Consider the following 19,461-nt stretch of genomic DNA (forward strand, 5'->3'; position numbering starts at 1 on the left):
TTTTATACCCAAGCTCGTTGATGCAGGTTGATCAATCGGTTATATAACTTTCCCCTAAATGCTTTTCGGGGAGAATCGCTTTTCCCTTCTCCTCATACCAACGGATCATTTTCCAGGAACCGCTGATCTTCTTCCAGACCTCGAGTGAAATAGCACGGATTATTCGATTATCGCTGAGATGCGTAACCTCATATGAAACGGCAGCTTGATCCTCTGATTGAGAAACGATTTTTAAGCCTGAGAAAATGAACTTAAAGCTCTTGCCTTTATAATAATTTGCAGCGTCTTCATTTCCCTTTCTGATCTGCTTAGCGTTATAGGTTTCCATCTTCCCGGACGAAGGCATGTACAGCATGCCCTGAAAATCATCCGCATAGAGCGCGTTCATTTCTTCGAACTCCCCGTTTACAAATTGATTGTGGAGTTCCTCTAGCCGATAGATTTTTGATGCGAGCTCTGCTTCAATACTCATGATCGCAGCTCCTTTGATTGAGTTAGTTTGATCCTATCGATTTAATGATGTTCGGAATTTCCATTAAATCATCGCAAATTGCATCAGGCAGCATCGACGAGGCGTCCTTCGTTTTAAGAATGGTGAACATTCCAAGTTCTTTGGCGGGAATGATATCTGCTTGGATGCTGTCACCAACAAATACAGTACATCTTCCGATTGATTTCAAATGCTTCAGAGCGATTTGAAAGATAGCATGATCAGGCTTCTTGATATTCACAGAACCGGAAGTAACAATGTCGGTGAAATAGCCGTGAATGCCTAATGCGGATATTTTGTTTCGTTGATAAAAATCTCGGCCGTTCGTGACGATTCCTAACTTATACCCTTCCCTCTTTAACGAACGGAGCATCTCATGCAGCCCATCATATCCAACGCAATAAAGATGAAACTTGTGGTTTAGATCCGCAAGCAGCTCATGATATAAGTTCCAGTCAATCTTAAAGAACTCTATTAGCTTTCGGTAAACCTCTTCCTTCGGCATGATCATATGATTAAGCTCAGAGAATTTTACGATAAATTCATTCCTATCCGGAATGAACTTGTCCAAAGAATATTGCTCATATTGATAATTGGCAAAGTTGACGAGTGACTGGGTTTTATCGAGCAAGGTTTGGTCAAGGTCAAAAATAACCGTATCGATTATGTTCAACATAAGCTTATCATACCACATATTGGAAACTACAACTTCCATCTCTCTTTAAAAAACTTATGCTATATAGATAGGCCAACCAGAAAACTCTGGCTGACCTTTTGCAATTCATACGATATCCACTTATTTAGGACTTTATGGATGTGCTATCCCTATCCTTGTCCTTTACCCTCGTATTTGCCTCCTCAAGTAAATACTGATCGTCAAAGGAGCGAAAATAACGATAAACAGCAGCACAACACCGATGCCTGCCGCCAGCTCAGCGGCACCCGCCGTTCCGCTCAGCAGTCCTCGCGTAAGGGTAACAACAATACTTATCGGGTTCAAGTCGATCGCCACCTGCAACCAGCGCGGCATTGTCGAAGTATCGACAAGCACGTTGCTGGCAAATAGAAGCGGGTAAACAATCATCATGCTCGTACCCGACACGGTCTCTGGCCGCTTGGCCGCATTGCCGATGAGTGCAAAGACCCAACTAGTACCGAATGCAAATAAGAGGACATAAAGTGCAGCTGCCATGGTACCTTCGAGGCCGCCGTCCGGCCGAAATCCAAGCCCAAACCCCATCGTCAAGACAACGAGTAGTGCCACTGCATAGCGCAAGCTGTCTGCGATGATCGAGCCGAAAATGGCTGCGGGCTGCCAGAAAGGCAACGTACGAAACCGGTGGTAGACGCCTTTGGCGATATCCGTGCAGATTGTCGTACCACTGTACACCGTCATCGGCACCACCGTCAGCACCAGGATGCCAGGCAACAAATACTGAATATATTCCCGAGCGGAACCGGCAATCGCTCCGCCGAACAGAAAGGTGAATATGAGCAGCATAATGATTGGAGACAACACCGCTTCAACGGCAAGGCCGAAGATGTTATTACGCATGTGATGCAGCGTTCGCCGCATGAACAGTCCTGTCGCGGTCAAGCCGCCTGGACTTTGGCCTGGCTTTCGGGCACGAGATGCTTGTATGGAACTCATCGCGTCGCCTCCTTTCCGGTTGTGGCGGTCAAAGCGAAAAATACGTCGTCAAGGCTTGGATCACTCAAGGCGAAATCCTTGATCGCCGTTTGGTGCTCCATAAGCGTACCGATCGCAGCGTGTGCCAGCGAAGCTTCCCGAACCGCCGCTTTTACGGTCACCCCGTCTTCATCCGTATGGGCACTTAGCCCATGTTCGTCTGCAAACAGACGACAGATCTCATACGGGTCGGTTGCTGCTGACAGACGGATCGTCAGTGTTTTGCCGCCGGTCGATGCTTTGAGCTGCTCGGGCGTGCCGGTCGCGATAACCCTTCCGTCTGCGATGAAACCGATCCGATCGGCCAACTGGTCTGCCTCTTCGAGATACTGCGTCGTTAACAGCACGGTTGTCCCCTTCTTCACCAGCAGGCGAATCGCCTCCCACAGCTCGCGCCGGCTCTGCGGATCGAGTCCGGTGGTTGGCTCGTCGAGGAACATCACCTCGGGCTGCGAGAGAATGCCGGCGGCGAGGTCCAGGCGCCGGCGCATGCCGCCGGAGTAGGTTCCGACGGTTCGATCACCTGCATCCCCCAGCCCGAATGATTCCAGCAACTCAGACGCCAGTACGACGGCTTCTTTATGCGAAAAACCGTGGAGCCCGGCGAACAGCCTCAAGTTTTGCCGGCCGGTCAACGATTCGTCCAGCGCCGCATACTGGCCAGTAACGCTGATTCGCCTGCGTACATCGGCTGCTTCGGCGACAACATCGCTGCCGCAGATGTACGCCGTTCCCCCATCCGGACGCAGCAGGGTGGTTAACATGTGCAGCGTTGTTGTCTTCCCTGCTCCGTTTGGTCCAAGAAGCGCGAACAGCTCTCCTTGCCGAATCGCCAAATCCACCCCGCGCACAGCCTCATGCCCCCGGAATGATTTGCGTAAGCCTTTCGCTTCAATGGCGTACGTCATGGGCCCTCCTCCAATCTCTTATAGAAACTCCCGTTTATGCTCGGCTGCCCAATCGGCGAACGTACGCGCCGGCCGCCCGAGCACCTGCTGGACCGTCGACAGCACCGTATATCCAGCCTCCGGCGGATTTTTTGCGATCTGCACGAAAAATTCGACGCTCTCCTCGTCATACCCCTGCTGCCGCCACTGCTGCCTTGCTTCTTCCTCTGTCAGTTCGACGAACGGGATTTCCTTGCCAATCGCTGCAGCGATGGTCCGTACTGCTTCCTTACGCGTAAGCGCTTCGGGTCCGGTGAGCGGATAGCTGCGTCCGTGATGTCCATCCTCAAGCAGGGCCAGGACCGCAACCTCCGCAATGTCTTCTTCGTGCACGCGCGCGCTGAGAGCATCTCCATAAAACTCCCGGACAACGCCTTCCGAACGGATCGTATCGCGCCAATCCACCAAGGCATTGGCCATAAATTCCGCAGGCTTCACCAGCGTCCATTGCATGCCGCTTGTTCTAAGTGCTGCCTCGACCGGCCCCTCTTCATAGCCGACCAGAACGATAACGCGCTTTACACCAGCCTCTTTCGCGAGCGCCACCATCTCCGGGTCCGTGTTAAGATCCGCGTTCGGTTCGTCACTTGAAGTGATCAGGAAGATTGCCTCTACCCCCTGCAATGCATCCTTCAGCGTACCCGGCTTCATCAAATCGCCTTCGGCGATCTGCACGCCGTCCGGCAGCTTCTTTCTCGCCCGCTCCGCATTTCTCGTTAATGCGCGCACGGATGCGCCTTGTTTCAACAGCAGCTCCGTCACATGCTGTCCAACCGTACCTGTTGCCCCTGTTACCAGAATCGTCATATCCGATCTCCTCCTCGTGGTTTCGCGTAGTGTTGGCGAATGGCTTCGATATGCGCGATGACGTCGCGCCGAAGGTCTTCCGGCGATATGATGTCAACATTTGTCCCGTAGCTCGTGATGACCGACAATGCATACTCTTTTTTATAAAAGATCGTGCGAACTTCAACGCAATCGCCCTGATACGTGCATTCTCCCGGGAATTGCTCCAGTACGCGAGTACGTACCGCTAGGTCGAACCGAAGATGCGCATGAATCCCATGCACTTCTTCCTGTTCCGGCTCATCAAGTAGGGGCTGCGGTATAAACGTTTCTTCCATCACCTGGAGTTCCGTAATCCGCGAGATGCGGAAATACCTTTTCCCTCGGCGTGACCTGCAGTACCCTTCCAAATACCAGACACCTTTCTCCCAGAGCAATTTTCCCGGCTCCACGCTGCGCTCGGACGGTGTGCCGGATGCGCTCGTGTATGCCAGTCGAACGATGCGCGATTGCCGGATTGCCTGAAACAGCTGCCGAATCCTATCACGTTCGCTCTCCGATGCGCTCATGCTCAAAATAACCGCCTCGCGGTTGCTTTCGTTCGCCAGGCCCGGATGCAGGCTGACCAGCTTCCGCATCGCAGGCGCTACGGCGCCTCCCATCGAACCTTCCATCGCCTTCAAGAGCGTGTAGATGACCGACAGATCGTCGACTGAGAAGTGCTGCCTTGTCAAAAAATATCCGTCCATCAGCTCGAATCCGCCGTCTGCGCCGGTGAACGATGCGACCGGAATTCCGGCCAGATTGATTAACTCGACGTCACGATAAACCGTGCGCACCGATACTTCAAACTTGGCGGCTAGCTCCGTTGCGGTCACTCTTTTTTTGGCCATCAGCTCAAGCGTCATTCCAAGCAAACGCTCCAGTCTCACGGTGATCCTCTCCTCTGTCGATGAACTATTTCGGATCATCTAGCTATGATCCTACTTGACGAATTCTGACAACATGGTTGTCAGGATTAAATCGGCCGCAATTATTTTTGCTTCAAGCGGCACCCGGATTATTGTTCTACCTCTCGGATCAAACGAATGTTGCAGGTAAAAGTTGAACAGCGGCAGTCACTAACTTCAGACTGCCGCTGCGGTATAAAACTAGTTATGATTGGATTCTAATATAAATTGGATAACATCCATCGCAAATCTTTCCGGTTCCTCAAAGTGAAGCAAATGACCACTTTCTTCATATACCTTTAAATGCCCGTTTCTGACGTCATTCACAAATGAATCAGTCTGCTCTTCGCAAATAATGGGGTCATGCCGGCCTTTGATCAAGAGTACAGGCAATGTCAGTTCTTTAAGCTTGGGAAGTAATGAATCGAATATCCGTCCTTCGGCAAAAATTTTCGAAACATGAATATTCGTCCTTCTTCCAAACTCTTCCCTCTCACGTTCCGAATATATCATCTTGGTGTAGTTGCTGCCACCGTTCGGAGTATAAACCTTCATTCTTAAATCTCCCAGTCCCTGACCTAGCTCAATAAAAGCATCCAAGATTTCTGGCGGCGTTTGAGCTCCGTTGGCGATGTCAATACAGGCTGCCATTTTTTCAGCATCGCCAATGCTTTCATACAGGCTTGCAGCTTTGCGCAGCCAGTTTCTGATTGATTTTATTAAATCAAATGATGGGCCTTCCAAGATCAAGGACGATACAGAGTTTGGATAATGGATAGCATAAAGCACCCCCAATAATCCGCCGAATGAATGCCCAAGAACCGCCCATTTTTGTATCCCCAGTTGTCTACGAAGCTGCTCGCAATCCTCCACCAAATCATAAATGGTTAAGGGTTCGTCTTCCTCGATTGCTTCGGATCGCCAAACGCCGCGTTGGTCCATACTAATTAGCCGAAGTTTTTCCGAGAGACGATCTGCCTGATGTATCATGAATTCATAACAGCTTTCTCCTGGTCCTCCGTGGAGGTACAAAAGCGGGGGAGCTTCCTCGTTCCCGTGAATTTCGACATACAAGCTTTTCCCACGTATTTTGATGAAGGTACCCTTCAATGAAACCCCCTCTTCCTTCTATATAATGACCACCTGGCTGCTAGGACTGATCATTTTTATGCGAAGTTAAATCAGCTTCACCATTTTTTTACGGTGATGTGCTCTATCGGCAGCTACGGCAAGCTTCTTGAGGTTAGCTTTGCGCGTGTACTATTCTCGAAAGCCGCTTGAAAAAGTAGACTTTTCGATTTAATCCAACTCCGCAGCGGCAAACACCATAGCACTCTCCCGTCGGTATTGATCACCTGCGTGCCGTTGTCCAGCTCCGCCATTGGCCGGTCCCAATGGACATGCCCGCAGCAAAGAAGCAACGGAGGCCCGGCCGAAAGCTCTCGCCGGATTCCGGCATGGCCGGGAAGCCCGTATGCAGGCACATCCGGACCCTGATGCAGCATAAGCACATCCGGATTGCGTCGGAGCAGTTTTTGTAGCTCGCCTATGTACTCTTCCTCCGACATCCGATTCGGCTTGCCCGCTCTTCCTGTCACACCGCCCAGCCCGGCAATATTCAACCCGCTATGCTGCGCCGTTCTAGGCTCGCCATAAAAATCAATACCCGGGGCTGCAGCAAGCCTTGCTTTCCCTTCTGCCGTAACCATATCGTGATTTCCCGCTACGCCAAGCACGGTGCCGAAATGCGAGCGAAAGGCTTCCCACACCGGAAGCGGATCGCCGCTTGAACCTCTTTGAGCCGGGTCGCCGTACAGGTCACCACACAAAAGCACGACGATACGTTCAGGATCACACCGGGGACAATAGCTTTCCAGCAGCAAGGCCAGCATTTCGGGCAGCTCCTCGCCGATCAGCCGCGGGCTATGCATTTCATCAGCAGATAAGTGTCCTGCGACGCCTTGCAGATCCGAAGCTAGGATTAGTGCGTCTACTTCATCCGGAAGCCCAAGCATCCCTCCAAAATAAACCGGTAAATATCCATAGATGACCCCTCTGCTCCCTGGAGCGGCTGCCGTATAAGGCAGCTGCTCGACGGGCTCCTCCGCGATGCTGACCACGTTCAGCCGAGCCTCCCCTTTGCGACGTGATTTCATTGCAGCCTCAACTCCTGATTTTACGCTTTACCCAATGGTGGAAACGACGTTACCATCTTGGTCCTTGATATGGGTTTTAACGACTTGAATGATACATCCTTTATAAGCAGTCAACTCGATTCTGTCTTCCTTCGGAAGCAATTTTCGCGAGAGCTCGTCCGCAGTCGCTTCATCCAGCCTGAGCCGTACTTCTTGCTCTCCTGCTTCGTAGCCGGTTTCCGCACCAGGCTCCAACACAACTCTCAAGTCTTGGCTTGCCAATGTCAAGTCCTTTCCTTTCAGAAGCCTTCCGCGAAGCAGCTTGCCGACCGTTCCCGCTTGCTTTGCCCCCAAGGTGAGCACGGTCGGCGTCTTGCTAAACAGCCGGCTTTTGCCGGGCTCCCAAGCCAATTGATCCACAAATAAAAATCCGGTATTCGAACCTTCCTGCTCCAAACCTCTTTGGACGGTTTCCGCTATTGAAGGGATCCGCAAGAGGGAGTCTCGGGACAAATCGGTGATATACCCGGGAAGGTTCGTTTGGCTGGCACCCAATACGCCCGAAGTACTCCACGTTTTCATCGCCTCGAGCTCATCCTCCGTAATTCCAACCATTTGCAAAAACTCAACTTTTCCGTTAGGCGTAACGACGCTAGGGAGCTCAGGATCTTCTACGAAGGCAAGCGCGGTTAACTGAGTATCGCTTCCTAAACAAATCGGACCGTTGGCATCCAAGTAATCGCCGGAGGCGAAAACGTTCCCGCTGCTAAAAACATACCGTCCCATGTTCTGAAGCAGGTTCAGCGCCCACATCGGCGGCTCTTCCTCGTCTTCCGTGCGCGCCACCCGAAACGTAAGTTCAAATCCATATCCGCTATACTCCTTATTTTCCGACTCTTTCTCATAAAGCTCGGAAAAGCCGAACGTCACGATATGCCAATGCGGCAGCGGGTTCTCCGCTTTGTAGGCGCTCAGACCGTCCAGCGGATCCTTACCACCCAACATATAAGGAATCACCGTACCGTAGTGCTTAGGCTCCTGCGCCCCATATAGCTTTTTCATTTGCTCTTCAATTGCATCCCAGCCGGTTGTAACTGCTTCTTCGTTCATCTTGTTCCCTCCATTTTGTATTTACCCTGGTCAGGGCAGCTTTCGTTGCGGCTTCTTCAGTGGTCGAGGCTTCCAGGCCACCAGAAATCCAGCTTCTCCGCATAATTGATTTATCTGGTCAAGATGCGTTGTCTCCACTTCCCACAGCCAATGTTCCTTTCCGATATTCGTTAGCTTGCCATGTTCCCGACTGCCCGTAATCCATTCTCCCAGCTTTACTCCGCCGATTTCGATATGTAAATGGCGACTGTTCACCAGGTTGCATGGGTAAACCATCCGCAGCAATTCCCCTGAATACCGCCCCTTACCCTTATACAGTCCCGGAGTCTCTTTGCTAAATGCGAAACCGTTCTCGTACGGGAACAGCGTCACCCCGCTATTCCCTGCCGCATAAAGATATGCGTTAGTCATTTTTTCGGTGGAATAGACAATCCCGTAAGCAAAGCGGGGAAACCGCTTCGCCAAGCTTTTAAGCCACGCTGTGAGCGAGGCGTAAGCTTCTTCAAGTGAACATTCACAAAATGCGGTAAGATGAGGAAAACTTCCGAATTCACCGGTTTGCCTGCTGAATGCGGCATGCCAAGGAACCGAGCCTTTTCGCTCGTGATAGAGCCAGAACGCATCGCATTCTCCTCTTAACACGTTCTCTCTTAAACGATCCGGGGAAATCTCGAACAGATCGTGATCTCCTTCATGATCACCGTTGCTTAAAAGTCTATAATACGTGGCAGAGTTCACGCTGACGCCGATTGCCTCAAAAAAAGACAGCCCGATCTCGAGTGCCTCTGGCGCTGTTATTTTCTCCGTATCGTAAATCGCGATGCCAGTACTCAAAGCAACCACCTCCGTATTTGCCGCAATTGTGAAAAGTTATGTAGTATGTATTTCGATATAAGGCTCTATGCAGCCCATAGTTTCTCATTGATAAACGTGCAAAGGCAATTGTCATTATCTTTATGTATGTCGGATTCAACGAATTGACCCATGATCGAATAATCATTAGGAATTCCGAGTGAATTACATGATAAACCCTCCTCATCCGTTTTGGTTATTGCTGTCTTCGTGCTTATTCTCTCGTTTACACCCTAGGCCAAAACATTAGGCTCAACTGGCTTACTGAGCCAGTGCTCGTCGGTTTGCACATGATTTTTCCGGACAAACTTGGCGACCGAGCGCTTGAAGTCCTCATAAGGAAATTCTGAGGCGAGCCGTACCACGTAGCCCTCCTGCTCTCCGCCGCATCGGGACTGCTTCGTGTAGCACTGCTTGGCGGCTTCCTCGCTCCACACTCCGCGGTACAGAACCGGAACAAGCGGAATCCCCAATTTCTCCGCCCATGCTTCGGTTTCATCCCAGGAAAGACAGATATTGCGGTCGTTCCAAACCGAGAAGAGCATGAAATAGCCGGGCAAGGATGTATACAGCAGCGAATGCTTGGCATATACGTTCTCCCCGCAAAGCCGGTACCCTTCCGGAATCATATACCGGATTCCTCCGTGCAGCGTCTTCACATAGTGCCGGGAAGAGTGGTCTTTACTGTCGAGTGACCTCGCGTGAATGAAGTCCGAGTACATCGTTGTGTTCTCTCCATCCATTTTCTCGGTTATGACAACCTCTTGTCCGGCAAAATGGTCCGTGCTCCGCAAAATTTTATCATCGTCCGTATAGCTTCTGGACCACGGCAAATGCATTGTTTTCGGATATTTCACTTTATTCATCTCATCACCTCTATTTGGCGAACGTGTCCGCTTCCGCGAAGAAATACAGCTCTGCCAGCATCCGGCCGCCAAGCAGATGGTAGATCTTGGAGGCCCCGGCATCACCGCCGTGCAGAATCTCCATATGGAAGCTCACCATGTTCACCACATGTAAAATACAATCATCGCCATACCCCAGTTCCTTCAGAACATGGCAGGCGATCCCTGCGGATACATGCTCGTGTCCAAAATATGAGTAATATCCCCGGTTCGGCTTCCATACCTTGCAAAGGGGTTTGCCTGTATCGTGAAACAAAGCCGCCAGCTGCATCTCAAGCATATGCTCCCCTTCGTAAAACGCATGGATATACTCCAGAACGGCATGCGTATGCTCGGACAAGGTTTTGGAATGATAGGGATTTTCCTGGTCATATCCCAGCATCACGCTGAAATAAGGAGAATGGCGCAAGTAAGCAAACAGCTCGTCATGACCCGGCTTCCGTTCAAGAAGCTGCTCCAGCTCGGCCCGCTCAAGTCCGACATCTGCCGGCGTATGGACGATATGCAGCTGATTGAAGCCTTCGGCAAGCAAGGGAAACTCGAAGTTTTTGGCATACTTCTCAAGGACCTTGTCCTCGATTTTACGCTGTCTCGCCTGCACCCGTTCCCTGGCCAATTCGTAGGGCGTGTTACAGACATGGCATTCCACCGGAACCTTGTTAAATCGCTTCAGGAATTGAACTCTTCGGTTGCGGGCAACATTGGTAGCGTCAAACACGACGTTTCTCCCGGACGCAAGCGCCTGCTCAATCTCGGCAAAAGCTTCATCAAAAATCCGGTAGGTGTACGGCTCTTTCCCGTTTGCAGCATTCTTTCGCGTATTGGCTTTTACCGCTGCCGGGAATGCCGGACAGCATATGAATGGTGTTCATCTTCATCACCTCCTTTCCGTGTGCTGAATGATAGTAAATCAACCATTTCCGCCCAAAAATACAGGCAGCTCTCCACATAAAAACAAAAAAATCGGCGAATGAAAGGATACAACACATTCATTCGCCGATTGAACAAAAATAGAGGGGCTTGCTATCCCGCAAAATTTACGTGTCTATTCCTTCTGCATTGGTGCAGTTTTCATTTCATTCAATTGTTATCGCACTCCGGACCAAATTGAATCTTCTTACCAGCGCAATGGCTCCTGATCCCGCCACAGCACCCAGCGCCCCGTCTCTATAACATTTGCGGTTCCAATGCTGTATTCGCTTTTTTGGCCGCTATCCAGCTTCAGTAGATGGAGCATGCCCCCATATGTGCCGACAGCCAGCATCGATTCATCCGCGAAAGCAGTCATGCCAAATATGGTGCTGCCGACGAAATACCGCCAGATCTCTCGGCCATCTCTATCGATATACTTAAGATAGCCGTAGGCATCTCCGAGGATGAATCCATCTTTCAGCGAGGCAGCCGCGTACACCCGCATTTCTTCATTCATCATAGGCCATTCCTTCTCGATATCGCCGTAGCTCTCCTGTCCGTCCTCCGTCAGCGGCACTTTGAACGTCGCCCCGTTGTAAAAATGGCACGCATTATACCATACCTCGCGGCTATCCTTCGAAAACCGCGCGAAGTGCGGATAGCTTGACGCCGGTTCAAATGCATGTACCTCTCCGCTTTGCAGGTCTTTCAAAAAATGCGAACTGGATTGCGAGCCGTAAGCCAGCCACCGGCCATCAGGAGAAACATCTCCGTGAGCCATATCCACAATCGTATCCTCTTCCTCGTACTCGATGAGATCCGCATGTTCAGGATTAAGCAGTTCGACCCCGCCCTTATGATCTACCAAATAAATGCCGTATCCGCAAACGAGCAGCAGCTTTCTTCCCCCGTCAAAAGGGATCAGCTCATCTACCACATTTTCGGGGTGCTCCACATCGGCAAGGGATTCGAGGTTCGGAAGCGCCAATTTCAGCTTGCTCTGCACTTCCTCCCACGGATACACGGCAACCTGTGCTCCATCCGAATCGGCGGTCATCCCTTCGACAACCCGAATGCCTTCTTCATTGACAAGTGCCACATATGCGCCATCCCGTGAGCCTCCGGCAAAGTTTGCATCCGGTACCGTGGTCAGCTGCTCCCCATGCGCCAAATAAAGCGTCCCGCGTGTTCTCTGGTTGCCGGCATGGACCAGCAAGCTCCCATCCCGTAAAAAGGTCAACGGGTTTATCGGCTGCAGCCGATCTCCAAACTCAGGCGTGATCGGCCAGGATGCCGGCGGAATTTCCTCGCGCAGCCTCTTTGTTTCCCCAGCCTGATTGGCGCCCTGGATCATGCGAAGAATATCCCCGGCAATGCTTCTGCGCTGATCATCCTCAGGGGGCTGCAGCTCTTCTGGCCAACCGTTCTCCATGCCGATGCGCACATATTCGTTGATCTCGGAAGCGTATCTCTTTCCTTCTGTCCGCCAACGCTGTGCTATCTCTGTGTTCAACCAATTCATATCCAATCGTCTCCCTATGTACATCATGAAGCTGTGTTCATGCCGCAGCATTATGACCATCTTTTCATGATACACTGGAAAAGCAAGGAAGCGGTAGGTACAAAGTATTCAGAATGGCGGGAGATCCTACATACGCACGAACGGAGAAGGAATGGGTCGATCGGGTAAGTCAGCGCCTAAGGGGAATCCCTTGTATTTTTGTGACTGTACTCTAACAATTCCTCCTCCAACCCTCCATCTGGGAGAAGCATTAAACACGGCCACCCAATTGATAATTGAGTATAAAGTCCTAAGAATGAAATGCTCTCCAGAACTCACCCTCGGTATTGATGATGTTCATGATCTGAGTGAATGGAATCGTGAATGTCGGAAAACCAGCGGCATAAGGAGCGATCTCATAGGGGGCAAACACAAGATGCAGCGCGTCCTCGGTCACGTAAAAGGGCTGATTCGGCGCAATTCCCTTATAGCTATCCGGAAATACATACGAATACTGCGGATCCTCTTGAATCTGCTTGCCAACGATGCGGCTGAGCTCCTTCACATAATCGCTGCCCGGCTTAAACAAATCCTTCAATTCATAGATCCTCCCATTGTCAAGATTGATCGCGGCAAACACTTTGGAAGGCATGCCATGAGCGGCACCGAAGGGATAGTTGTATCCGGTGAGCTCCAGTTCAAGAAGCTGGTGCTTGTAGAAAATAACGTCAAAATCACCCGTGTACGAGTAATCCAGCTGTTGGTTCGGAGGAATGTACTTCACCTGCGACATGTCTTTAAGCTTCGTATTCAACGTTTGCTGAGCTGCTTGATCCCTCATACCTTCGAGCTGTGGATAATAGACTAAGTAATCCGGATTGGGTTTATACTTCTCTTCCCTAACCTGATAAGGCGGGTTCAGGGGAATTACCGTGTTCTGTCTCCATATGACGTGACCTGACCGGTCCAGGTAAGACAAGCGCTGATCGACCAATGCCTTAATTAGCCCTCCGGGTTCCAGCGTGAGCGAACCGCTGCCGTCCACTCGAGGATATCCTGGGGCGGGGTGTCCTGTACGGTCAATGAAATACGTCTGCTTCCCGTCATAAACCGAAGCCAAGCCGTGCTGGTAGTCCGAGACATCACGATACATAAATTCAGAAAGTCTCTTCCCTTCCCAATCTGCAATGGCATAGATCGAACCAATATACGGCTGTTCGGGATCAACTGCACGCCCAAGCGCAAACCGTTCTTCATTCAAATCCCGAATATCGTTATACTCCGGCTGGATGATCCATTTACCTTGTGAATCAATGACCCCGTACTTCCACCTGTAATCCTCCGCCGTGTTCACGATCGCTCTGCCTTGATGAAACGGGAATGCCGAGGTGTACGTCGGCGATATAACGATATTCCCCTGCTCGTTGATGTAACCATATTTGCCATTTGGATCCTGCTGAAAAGCCAGCAGCCCATCGCCAAGCGGTCCGACATAGGCAAATGGATAGTCGGCCAATCGCCGGCCATGGGGATCTATGAGGGCGTAATGGTTGTCTTTTATCTTCACAACGGCTTTCCCATCGGCAAAATCATTTGCTTCCTCGAATTGGGCAGGTATCACCTCCCGACCTTCTGCATCAAGATATCCGTATCGGCTGGCCGCTCCATTACCGCTGCCCTGATCGGTTACATAATAAACCGCCCTGCCTTCCTTCAGTACCGAAATGTACGGATATGCTCGTCGTGTCAGCACATTTCCCTGTTCGTCAATCATTTTAAATCCCTGATGATCGATCACAATCGCCCGATGCTCCGAGAACGGACTAATGGACTGATATATGGGTGCCACTACATAACGTTCAGATCTGTCAATAAGACCATAGTTGCCGTGCATCCCTACGATGGCAAGTCCATTATCCTGAAAATCCTGTGCATCCTCATACTTTGGTTGTATGATTAATTTTCCGCTGCGATCAATATATCCCCACTTGGTTCCACTCGTGGTCTTTACGGAAGCCGGAAATAATCCGACCGGCTGCCGGGGCTCCCACCTGCCGGCCAGCATTTGCTTGATCCGGCTCTCAAGCTCTAACAGCGTTTCGCGCATAGGGTAAGGCTCCGGGAAACGGAGTGCCATGCGAACCGACGCCAAAGCTGCCTCGGGCATCCCCGCCCGATATTGGGCATCCGCCAAGTAATACCAATAGAAGGAATAATCCGGATGTTTTTGCGTCAGCCTCTCGTAGTATCTTACGACAACAGGAAAGTAATGAGGGTAAACATCCGGCGCGGTCACAAACCTTCCTTGGCTCCACCTGACGACTTCGACTCGATAGGCTTCGCCCGTATCGTGTATCCATAACACAATTTCAGCTTGGCCATCAGGTCCCGAACCTCCCGGGATATCCAACACATCGATATAGCTGTAACTCATTTCAGGAGGTGCGATATCCTTAAGTCCCTCCGATGTCCAGTCGTAAATTGATAATTTGGACCAGATGGAGCCAACCTGCCAGCCAACGATAATTTGGTTCTTGCCGGGAGCCATCACAGGGACCGCACCTAATAAAGTGACCGCATACCCCTGCCCCATGATATTGGCCATGACCTCATAGCCGACATTGCGGTATTGCAGCACAAACAGATAAAGCTCATCATTCCATCGATATACACCGGCTATTTCGGGAATCCGATCTCCCGTGATGTCGGCAGCGATAACTGCCGCATGCTCCATAGGCTTTCCAATGGTGACAAGCTCAGCACCATGGGGCAGATAGGCTTTAGCGATTTGCGCCAGCTGCTGATCGTTAACGGTCATTTGGGTATCCTCCCTTGCTCAGAAGCAGTCTCGCCTAATCGTATGCTGACGATGGTCAAATATGCCCTCATGGGAGTAGTGACATAATCCCAGTTCTTTCTTAGTTTGCAGCCGACCCTTTTCTGCGATAGTTCGCCGGGCCGACGCCGTAACGTTTGCGGAACAGTGCGGCAAAATGATTGTAACTCTGAAAGCCAACATCGACTGCCGCCTCACTTGCCGTGCGGCCGGCGTGGGTCATGAGCAGCGCAGCTTGCTCAAGACGCATGCCATTCAACGTTTCCAGGATCGTCTGTCCGGTCTCTGCTTTGAACAAGTGAGATAGCCTAGAAGCTGACAACCTCACCGCAGCTGCGAGCTCATCGATGGTCAGAGGCTCCTGCATCCGAACGGATAGAATGCGCAGCACCTGGCTAACCCTTGGGTCATGCCGGTCTGCAAGCTGCTCGGCGACAAGCAGGAGCACGCTGCTCAGTTGATTCTCGCACAGCTCCTGCCACAGCTTCCCGCGATCGCGGAAATCATGCAGCAGCGTCCGGAATATCCGCAGCACGCGTCGCTGCATGGTGCCGTTCGGCATTTTGCAGACCGATACTTCGTCATCGGGCAGCAGCGTTGTCTCCGGCAGCCGCTGGAAGTGCGCCCACATGAAATGCCATATCCCGCCCGACGTCGTCCCGTACGTGTGGGGCACTCCTCTGCGTATGACTGCGACATCACCCGGGCCGCATGTTTTCTCACCCGCGGGGGTTCGCACATACCCTCCCCCTTCGATGGTGTAAAAGATAAGCCAGTCATCGATTCCGTTCGAGCGCGTCATCGAATATTCTTCATTCTCCCGGAAATGACCAATCAATATCCTCCCGTCTTTAGCTCCATTTTGCTGTTGGTTTTCAACCAATGCGTTCTCCTCCCATGAGAATATTCCTTGATTCCTTCTCCTGATAAAATAAGGTGTTCTGCACATTCTGTCCAGCAGGATAGCAGAATCCAACCTGTTATGAGCATGAATGCGACTTCAAGCCTGCGTTCTCTTCCATTAAACTGTAGATAATTCATCTCGGAGAGGAGCAGTCAATATGTCAAAGGTGTTAAAAACGTTGTCCACAGAGCAAATGAAGCAATTTGAAACGGAAGGTTATCTAATCGTTAAAGAGGTTTTTCATCCGGGAGAGGTCGATGAGATCCGCCTGACTTTCGATGAGATCGGACAAACAACGATCCCGGGCCATTTCGAACCGGATCTGAGTGCGGACCGGTCCGACCCGCTGAAGCGGTTCCCCCGTGTCATGCATCCGCATCGGTTCAATCCGGTGGCCATGAAGTATATGCTACATCCCGGCGTCATGGCGATTCTCGAGGACCTGTACGGCGAGGAAGCCTACGCAGCACAGAGCATGTTCTACTACAAGCCTCCGGGTTCCAGAGGACAGGCGCTGCATCAGGACAACTTCTATCTGAAGGTTGAGCCGGGCAACTGCATCGCCGCTTGGACGGCGATCGACCGGTGCGACGAGGAGAACGGCTGCATGCTGCTTGTGCCGAAAACGAACACGTACGAGATCGTCTGTCCCGATGTGTCGGATTCTAAGGAGTCGTTCACAACGCACTATGTTAAACCGCCAAAAGACGAGAAGCCGGTGCCGGCCGTCATGGATCCAGGTGATGTGCTGTTCTTCAACGGAAATCTGATACACGGCTCATATCGCAACAAATCAAAGGACCGATTCCGCCGGGCGTTCATTTGTCACTACGCCAACTCCAGTGCCGACAAAATTTCGCGCTGGTATAATCCGCTCTACCGTGCCGACGGGACTACGCTTGAGCTCGAAGGCAATCCTGACGGAGGCCCCTGCGGCATCGAAACGCCGGCCTATCACTGAGACAGTAATGAAGCCCGCTAATGCCTGAGCATTTACGGGCTTCGTATTAGAATGGATATCCGATACTTACTCAGGGGCGTTTGCGACCACAAGCGGCTTCCCGGCTTCGACCAATCGCTTGTTGCGGGTGAAGAATACAGTCAGCACGAGCATAAGCAATCCGGTACCGATCAACAGCCATTCGACTTTGACCACATCGGCAAGCGGTCCAAAGATCAACATCCCGATCGGCATCATGGAAGTCGAGATCATTCCAAAGACGCCAAAGATCCGTCCTAAATAGTTTTCATCCACCTTCTCCTGCAGCATGACGGTCGTCGGCGTATTGAAGACAGGCATGGCTACCCCGAATACAGCCATAATGGCTAGATACAACCAGAAGACTGGGACGATGCCAAGCGCGAATGTGGACAATGCCATTACGAGGCTGGCAATCGCCATCGTGTAGACTTTATTTTTGAAGCCGCCCCAAGACGCAATAATCCCCCCACCTGCCATCATGCCTACCGAAAACGCGATTTCGATCGCGGTCAAGCGCCATACATCGTCTCCGAAAGTGCGTGTGACTTGCAGCGGAGTCAAAAATGCCGCAGGTGCCATAAGCACGAAAAAGATGGCAAAAAAGATAAAGAATGATTTGAGAAAGGCATGTTGTCCAATATACACCAAGCCCTGTTTGAAGTCGTCGAGATAGCCTGTGTTTTGCGTGTCAGCTGCCTTTTTATGCAACGGGATTTTAAGGAAAAAGAACAAGATAAAGATCGCGATCGCCGCTGTAACGACATCGATGAAAAAAATCATTTCGATTGTAGCCATCGTTAGCAAAGCAGCGCTGACAATAGGCGCAACGAACATCATGAGCGCTTGCAAGCTTCCGTTAATGCCGTTCACCTTGGTTAGCTTATCCTGAGGTACGATTTGAGGCAATATCGCTCCAACAGCGGGTGTCTGAATACCTCCACCAAGTGCGCGTACCGCGGCGATGACAAACAGCAGCCATACGGCTTGGTAACCGAGCAAAAACGTGATGGCCAAGATGAGCGTTACCACCGCGATCATGGCATCCGCAATGATAATGAGCGATTTTCGATTGAACCGGTCCGCCCATACGCCTGCGAACGGCGATAGTAGAAACGTCGGTATAAAACCGCAAATAATGAACAGCGTCATCATAATGCCTGACTGTGTCGTCAGCGTAATATGCCACATAATGGCGTACTGCACCAAGGCAGAACCGAACAGCGAGAGCGTCTGGCTGCTTAAAAAGAGAATGATGTTTCTTTTCCAATGGATTTTCTGAGCATCTTCGGTTTCCGACATCGTCCCACCCTTTCATATGTTTTCTCTCACGCAAATTACACTTATTATAGCGTGTATCGAGAGGAGACATTTCTTCTTGATTGCTCAATATTGCCACCTGCGATCCATACCCATACATCCTACAGATTATTTCTAAGTTATTATCTTATAACCTCTTGTTAAAAACATGCATCGCTTTTTATTTGCGGTCTTGCCGCACCCTTCGTTCCGTCAAAAAGTATAGCATTGCCAAAGCCGGGAAAAAGACGCCAAGCCACAGAACATTCCAGTATTTTTTCAAACATCCGCTTTCCGCATACTTTGGCTCATTGAGTTTCTTTATCCTTAAATACTAAGAAGCCGTGGAGATCACGGCTTCTTGTTCATGTACGTTCTTGGCTTCTGTCATTTCTTTGGTAAGTAAATATCACCTGGCTCCATCGTTTTCCACAAAATCGTGTCGGTTGTTATATATGTTGCTCCCGCTTCTTCAAACTGCCGAGATATCTCTCTTTCGTTAACGGTCCAGATCGAGACGTCAATTCCAGCCCTGATGCAGTTGCGTACGTCATCGGGCGTCGTTGTCCGGTAGTCGTAATCTAGAAAAGCTGGCTGCAGCCGGCCAATAAGCTGCAGGTCTTCAGCAGCAGGTGGTTTGGCTGACAAAAAGCCAAGCGGCACCGTTTCATCAATCGCCCGCACCTTGAACAGATCATCGGCATTGAAACAAATGAAACTGCATTGTTCCGCCATGCCCACACTGCGCACAAGCTCTACCAGCACCTCCAGATCACCGTCTTGATGATATTCCTCGATTTCGACAAAAGCGTGCATCCCGTAGGATAAACAGACAGACAGCACTTCCTCAAGCGTTGGAATGTACAAGCCATTGTAGTCGTCAATTCCGTTGCCTGCAACGATATCCAATTTGCGAATGTCCTCAAACGTAAAATCCTTAGTCCTCCCCGTCCCGTTCGTCATTCGGTCGACGGTCCGATCATGATGGACAATCCAGCGACCATCCGTCGTGCAGTAAGTATCGCATTCAATCCCCCAGAAGCCCGATTTGCCCGCCAATTCAAATGCTGCAATGGTGTTCTCAGGTGCGAACATGCTTAATCCGCGATGGGCTACATATTTCGGTTTACTAATCATGTTATTACTCACCTCGTATCGATATTAA

The 19,461-nt window shown here is 50.8% G+C and carries 19 protein-coding genes; 1 reads left to right on the forward strand and 18 read right to left on the reverse strand.

Annotation, left to right across the window (positions count from 1 at the left end; all coding sequences use genetic code 11):
- Positions 1-31: 31 nt before the first annotated feature.
- The 16 genes from NST08_RS16630 to NST08_RS16705 form a co-directional block, all read right to left on the reverse strand.
- Positions 32-472 (reverse strand): nuclear transport factor 2 family protein, encoded by a 441-nt coding sequence (locus tag NST08_RS16630; protein ID WP_341342010.1) that lies wholly within the window; start codon positions 470-472, stop codon positions 32-34.
- A gap of 22 nt (positions 473-494) precedes the next feature.
- Positions 495-1,205 (reverse strand): HAD family hydrolase, encoded by a 711-nt coding sequence (locus tag NST08_RS16635; RefSeq protein ID WP_341342011.1) that lies wholly within the window; start codon positions 1,203-1,205, stop codon positions 495-497.
- A 123-nt stretch (positions 1,206-1,328) separates the two neighbouring features.
- Positions 1,329-2,141, reverse strand: coding sequence for an ABC transporter permease (locus NST08_RS16640; RefSeq protein WP_341342012.1), 813 nt, complete (start codon positions 2,139-2,141; stop codon positions 1,329-1,331).
- Entirely contained in the window at positions 2,138-3,088 is a 951-nt protein-coding gene (locus NST08_RS16645; RefSeq protein WP_144878932.1) for an ATP-binding cassette domain-containing protein, read from the reverse strand. Before NST08_RS16645 ends, NST08_RS16640 begins: the two co-directional genes overlap by 4 nt.
- A gap of 18 nt (positions 3,089-3,106) precedes the next feature.
- Positions 3,107-3,934 (reverse strand): NAD(P)H-binding protein, encoded by an 828-nt coding sequence (locus NST08_RS16650; protein WP_028404240.1) that lies wholly within the window; start codon positions 3,932-3,934, stop codon positions 3,107-3,109.
- On the reverse strand, positions 3,931-4,845 hold the full coding sequence (locus tag NST08_RS16655; RefSeq protein ID WP_028404239.1) for a helix-turn-helix transcriptional regulator: 915 nt from the start codon (positions 4,843-4,845) through the stop codon (positions 3,931-3,933). Before NST08_RS16655 ends, NST08_RS16650 begins: the two co-directional genes overlap by 4 nt.
- A gap of 219 nt (positions 4,846-5,064) precedes the next feature.
- Positions 5,065-5,973, reverse strand: coding sequence for an alpha/beta fold hydrolase (locus NST08_RS16660; protein WP_028404238.1), 909 nt, complete (start codon positions 5,971-5,973; stop codon positions 5,065-5,067).
- 113 nt (positions 5,974-6,086) lie between these two features.
- A complete protein-coding gene (locus NST08_RS16665) occupies positions 6,087-7,019 on the reverse strand; it encodes a metallophosphoesterase (protein WP_051425035.1) in 933 nt (310 codons plus the stop codon).
- A 27-nt stretch (positions 7,020-7,046) separates the two neighbouring features.
- On the reverse strand, positions 7,047-8,108 hold the full coding sequence (locus tag NST08_RS16670) for a suppressor of fused domain protein (protein WP_341033486.1): 1,062 nt from the start codon (positions 8,106-8,108) through the stop codon (positions 7,047-7,049).
- 30 nt (positions 8,109-8,138) lie between these two features.
- A complete protein-coding gene (locus NST08_RS16675) occupies positions 8,139-8,942 on the reverse strand; it encodes a hypothetical protein (protein ID WP_007131294.1) in 804 nt (267 codons plus the stop codon).
- Between the two features lie 251 nt (positions 8,943-9,193).
- Positions 9,194-9,826: an RNA ligase family protein gene (locus NST08_RS16680; RefSeq protein ID WP_007131293.1), complete on the reverse strand. Its 633-nt coding sequence runs from the start codon at positions 9,824-9,826 to the stop codon at positions 9,194-9,196.
- A gap of 10 nt (positions 9,827-9,836) precedes the next feature.
- A complete protein-coding gene (locus NST08_RS16685; protein WP_341342013.1) occupies positions 9,837-10,583 on the reverse strand; it encodes an AAA family ATPase in 747 nt (248 codons plus the stop codon).
- Positions 10,584-10,632: 49 nt separating this feature from the next.
- Entirely contained in the window at positions 10,633-10,737 is a 105-nt protein-coding gene (locus NST08_RS16690; protein ID WP_232239234.1) for an ATP-binding protein, read from the reverse strand.
- A gap of 245 nt (positions 10,738-10,982) precedes the next feature.
- Positions 10,983-12,299 (reverse strand): hypothetical protein, encoded by a 1,317-nt coding sequence (locus NST08_RS16695; RefSeq protein WP_341342014.1) that lies wholly within the window; start codon positions 12,297-12,299, stop codon positions 10,983-10,985.
- 289 nt (positions 12,300-12,588) lie between these two features.
- Positions 12,589-15,096, reverse strand: coding sequence for a WG repeat-containing protein (locus NST08_RS16700; protein WP_341342015.1), 2,508 nt, complete (start codon positions 15,094-15,096; stop codon positions 12,589-12,591).
- A 100-nt stretch (positions 15,097-15,196) separates the two neighbouring features.
- Positions 15,197-15,997 (reverse strand): helix-turn-helix domain-containing protein, encoded by an 801-nt coding sequence (locus NST08_RS16705; RefSeq protein WP_341342016.1) that lies wholly within the window; start codon positions 15,995-15,997, stop codon positions 15,197-15,199.
- A gap of 178 nt (positions 15,998-16,175) precedes the next feature.
- Between NST08_RS16705 and NST08_RS16710 the strand changes: the two genes are divergently transcribed.
- A complete protein-coding gene (locus NST08_RS16710; RefSeq protein WP_028404232.1) occupies positions 16,176-16,979 on the forward strand; it encodes a phytanoyl-CoA dioxygenase family protein in 804 nt (267 codons plus the stop codon).
- Between the two features lie 66 nt (positions 16,980-17,045).
- Here NST08_RS16710 and NST08_RS16715 read toward each other — a convergent pair whose 3' ends face one another.
- Positions 17,046-18,299 carry an MFS transporter gene (locus tag NST08_RS16715; RefSeq protein ID WP_341342017.1) on the reverse strand — a complete coding sequence of 418 codons (1,254 nt, stop codon included), beginning with the start codon at positions 18,297-18,299 and terminating at the stop codon, positions 17,046-17,048.
- A gap of 384 nt (positions 18,300-18,683) precedes the next feature.
- Positions 18,684-19,433, reverse strand: coding sequence for a glycerophosphodiester phosphodiesterase (locus NST08_RS16720; RefSeq protein ID WP_341342018.1), 750 nt, complete (start codon positions 19,431-19,433; stop codon positions 18,684-18,686).
- Between the last annotated feature and the right edge of the window lie 28 nt (positions 19,434-19,461).

The organism is Paenibacillus sp. FSL K6-1566, assembly GCF_038050475.1.
In the GTDB taxonomy this organism is placed as follows: Bacteria; Bacillota; Bacilli; order Paenibacillales; family Paenibacillaceae; genus Paenibacillus_AQ; species Paenibacillus_AQ lactis.

Bases quoted from the DNA above. Each gene is read 5' to 3' on its own strand.
- NST08_RS16630 (WP_341342010.1), bottom strand. From the start codon at position 472: ATGAGTATTGAAGCAGAGCTCGCATCAAAAATCTATCGGCTAGAGGAA.
- NST08_RS16635 (WP_341342011.1), bottom strand. From the start codon at position 1,205: ATGGAAGTTGTAGTTTCCAATATGTGGTATGATAAGCTTATGTTGAAC.
- NST08_RS16640 (WP_341342012.1), bottom strand. From the start codon at position 2,141: ATGAGTTCCATACAAGCATCTCGTGCCCGAAAGCCAGGCCAAAGTCCA.
- NST08_RS16645 (WP_144878932.1), bottom strand. From the start codon at position 3,088: ATGACGTACGCCATTGAAGCGAAAGGCTTACGCAAATCATTCCGGGGG.
- NST08_RS16650 (WP_028404240.1), bottom strand. From the start codon at position 3,934: ATGACGATTCTGGTAACAGGGGCAACAGGTACGGTTGGACAGCATGTG.
- NST08_RS16665 (WP_051425035.1), bottom strand. From the start codon at position 7,019: ATGAAATCACGTCGCAAAGGGGAGGCTCGGCTGAACGTGGTCAGCATC.
- NST08_RS16670 (WP_341033486.1), bottom strand. From the start codon at position 8,108: ATGAACGAAGAAGCAGTTACAACCGGCTGGGATGCAATTGAAGAGCAA.
- NST08_RS16680 (WP_007131293.1), bottom strand. From the start codon at position 9,826: ATGAATAAAGTGAAATATCCGAAAACAATGCATTTGCCGTGGTCCAGA.
- NST08_RS16690 (WP_232239234.1), bottom strand. From the start codon at position 10,737: ATGAACACCATTCATATGCTGTCCGGCATTCCCGGCAGCGGTAAAAGC.
- NST08_RS16695 (WP_341342014.1), bottom strand. From the start codon at position 12,299: ATGAATTGGTTGAACACAGAGATAGCACAGCGTTGGCGGACAGAAGGA.
- NST08_RS16700 (WP_341342015.1), bottom strand. From the start codon at position 15,096: ATGACCGTTAACGATCAGCAGCTGGCGCAAATCGCTAAAGCCTATCTG.
- NST08_RS16710 (WP_028404232.1), top strand. From the start codon at position 16,176: ATGTCAAAGGTGTTAAAAACGTTGTCCACAGAGCAAATGAAGCAATTT.
- NST08_RS16715 (WP_341342017.1), bottom strand. From the start codon at position 18,299: ATGTCGGAAACCGAAGATGCTCAGAAAATCCATTGGAAAAGAAACATC.
- NST08_RS16720 (WP_341342018.1), bottom strand. From the start codon at position 19,433: ATGATTAGTAAACCGAAATATGTAGCCCATCGCGGATTAAGCATGTTC.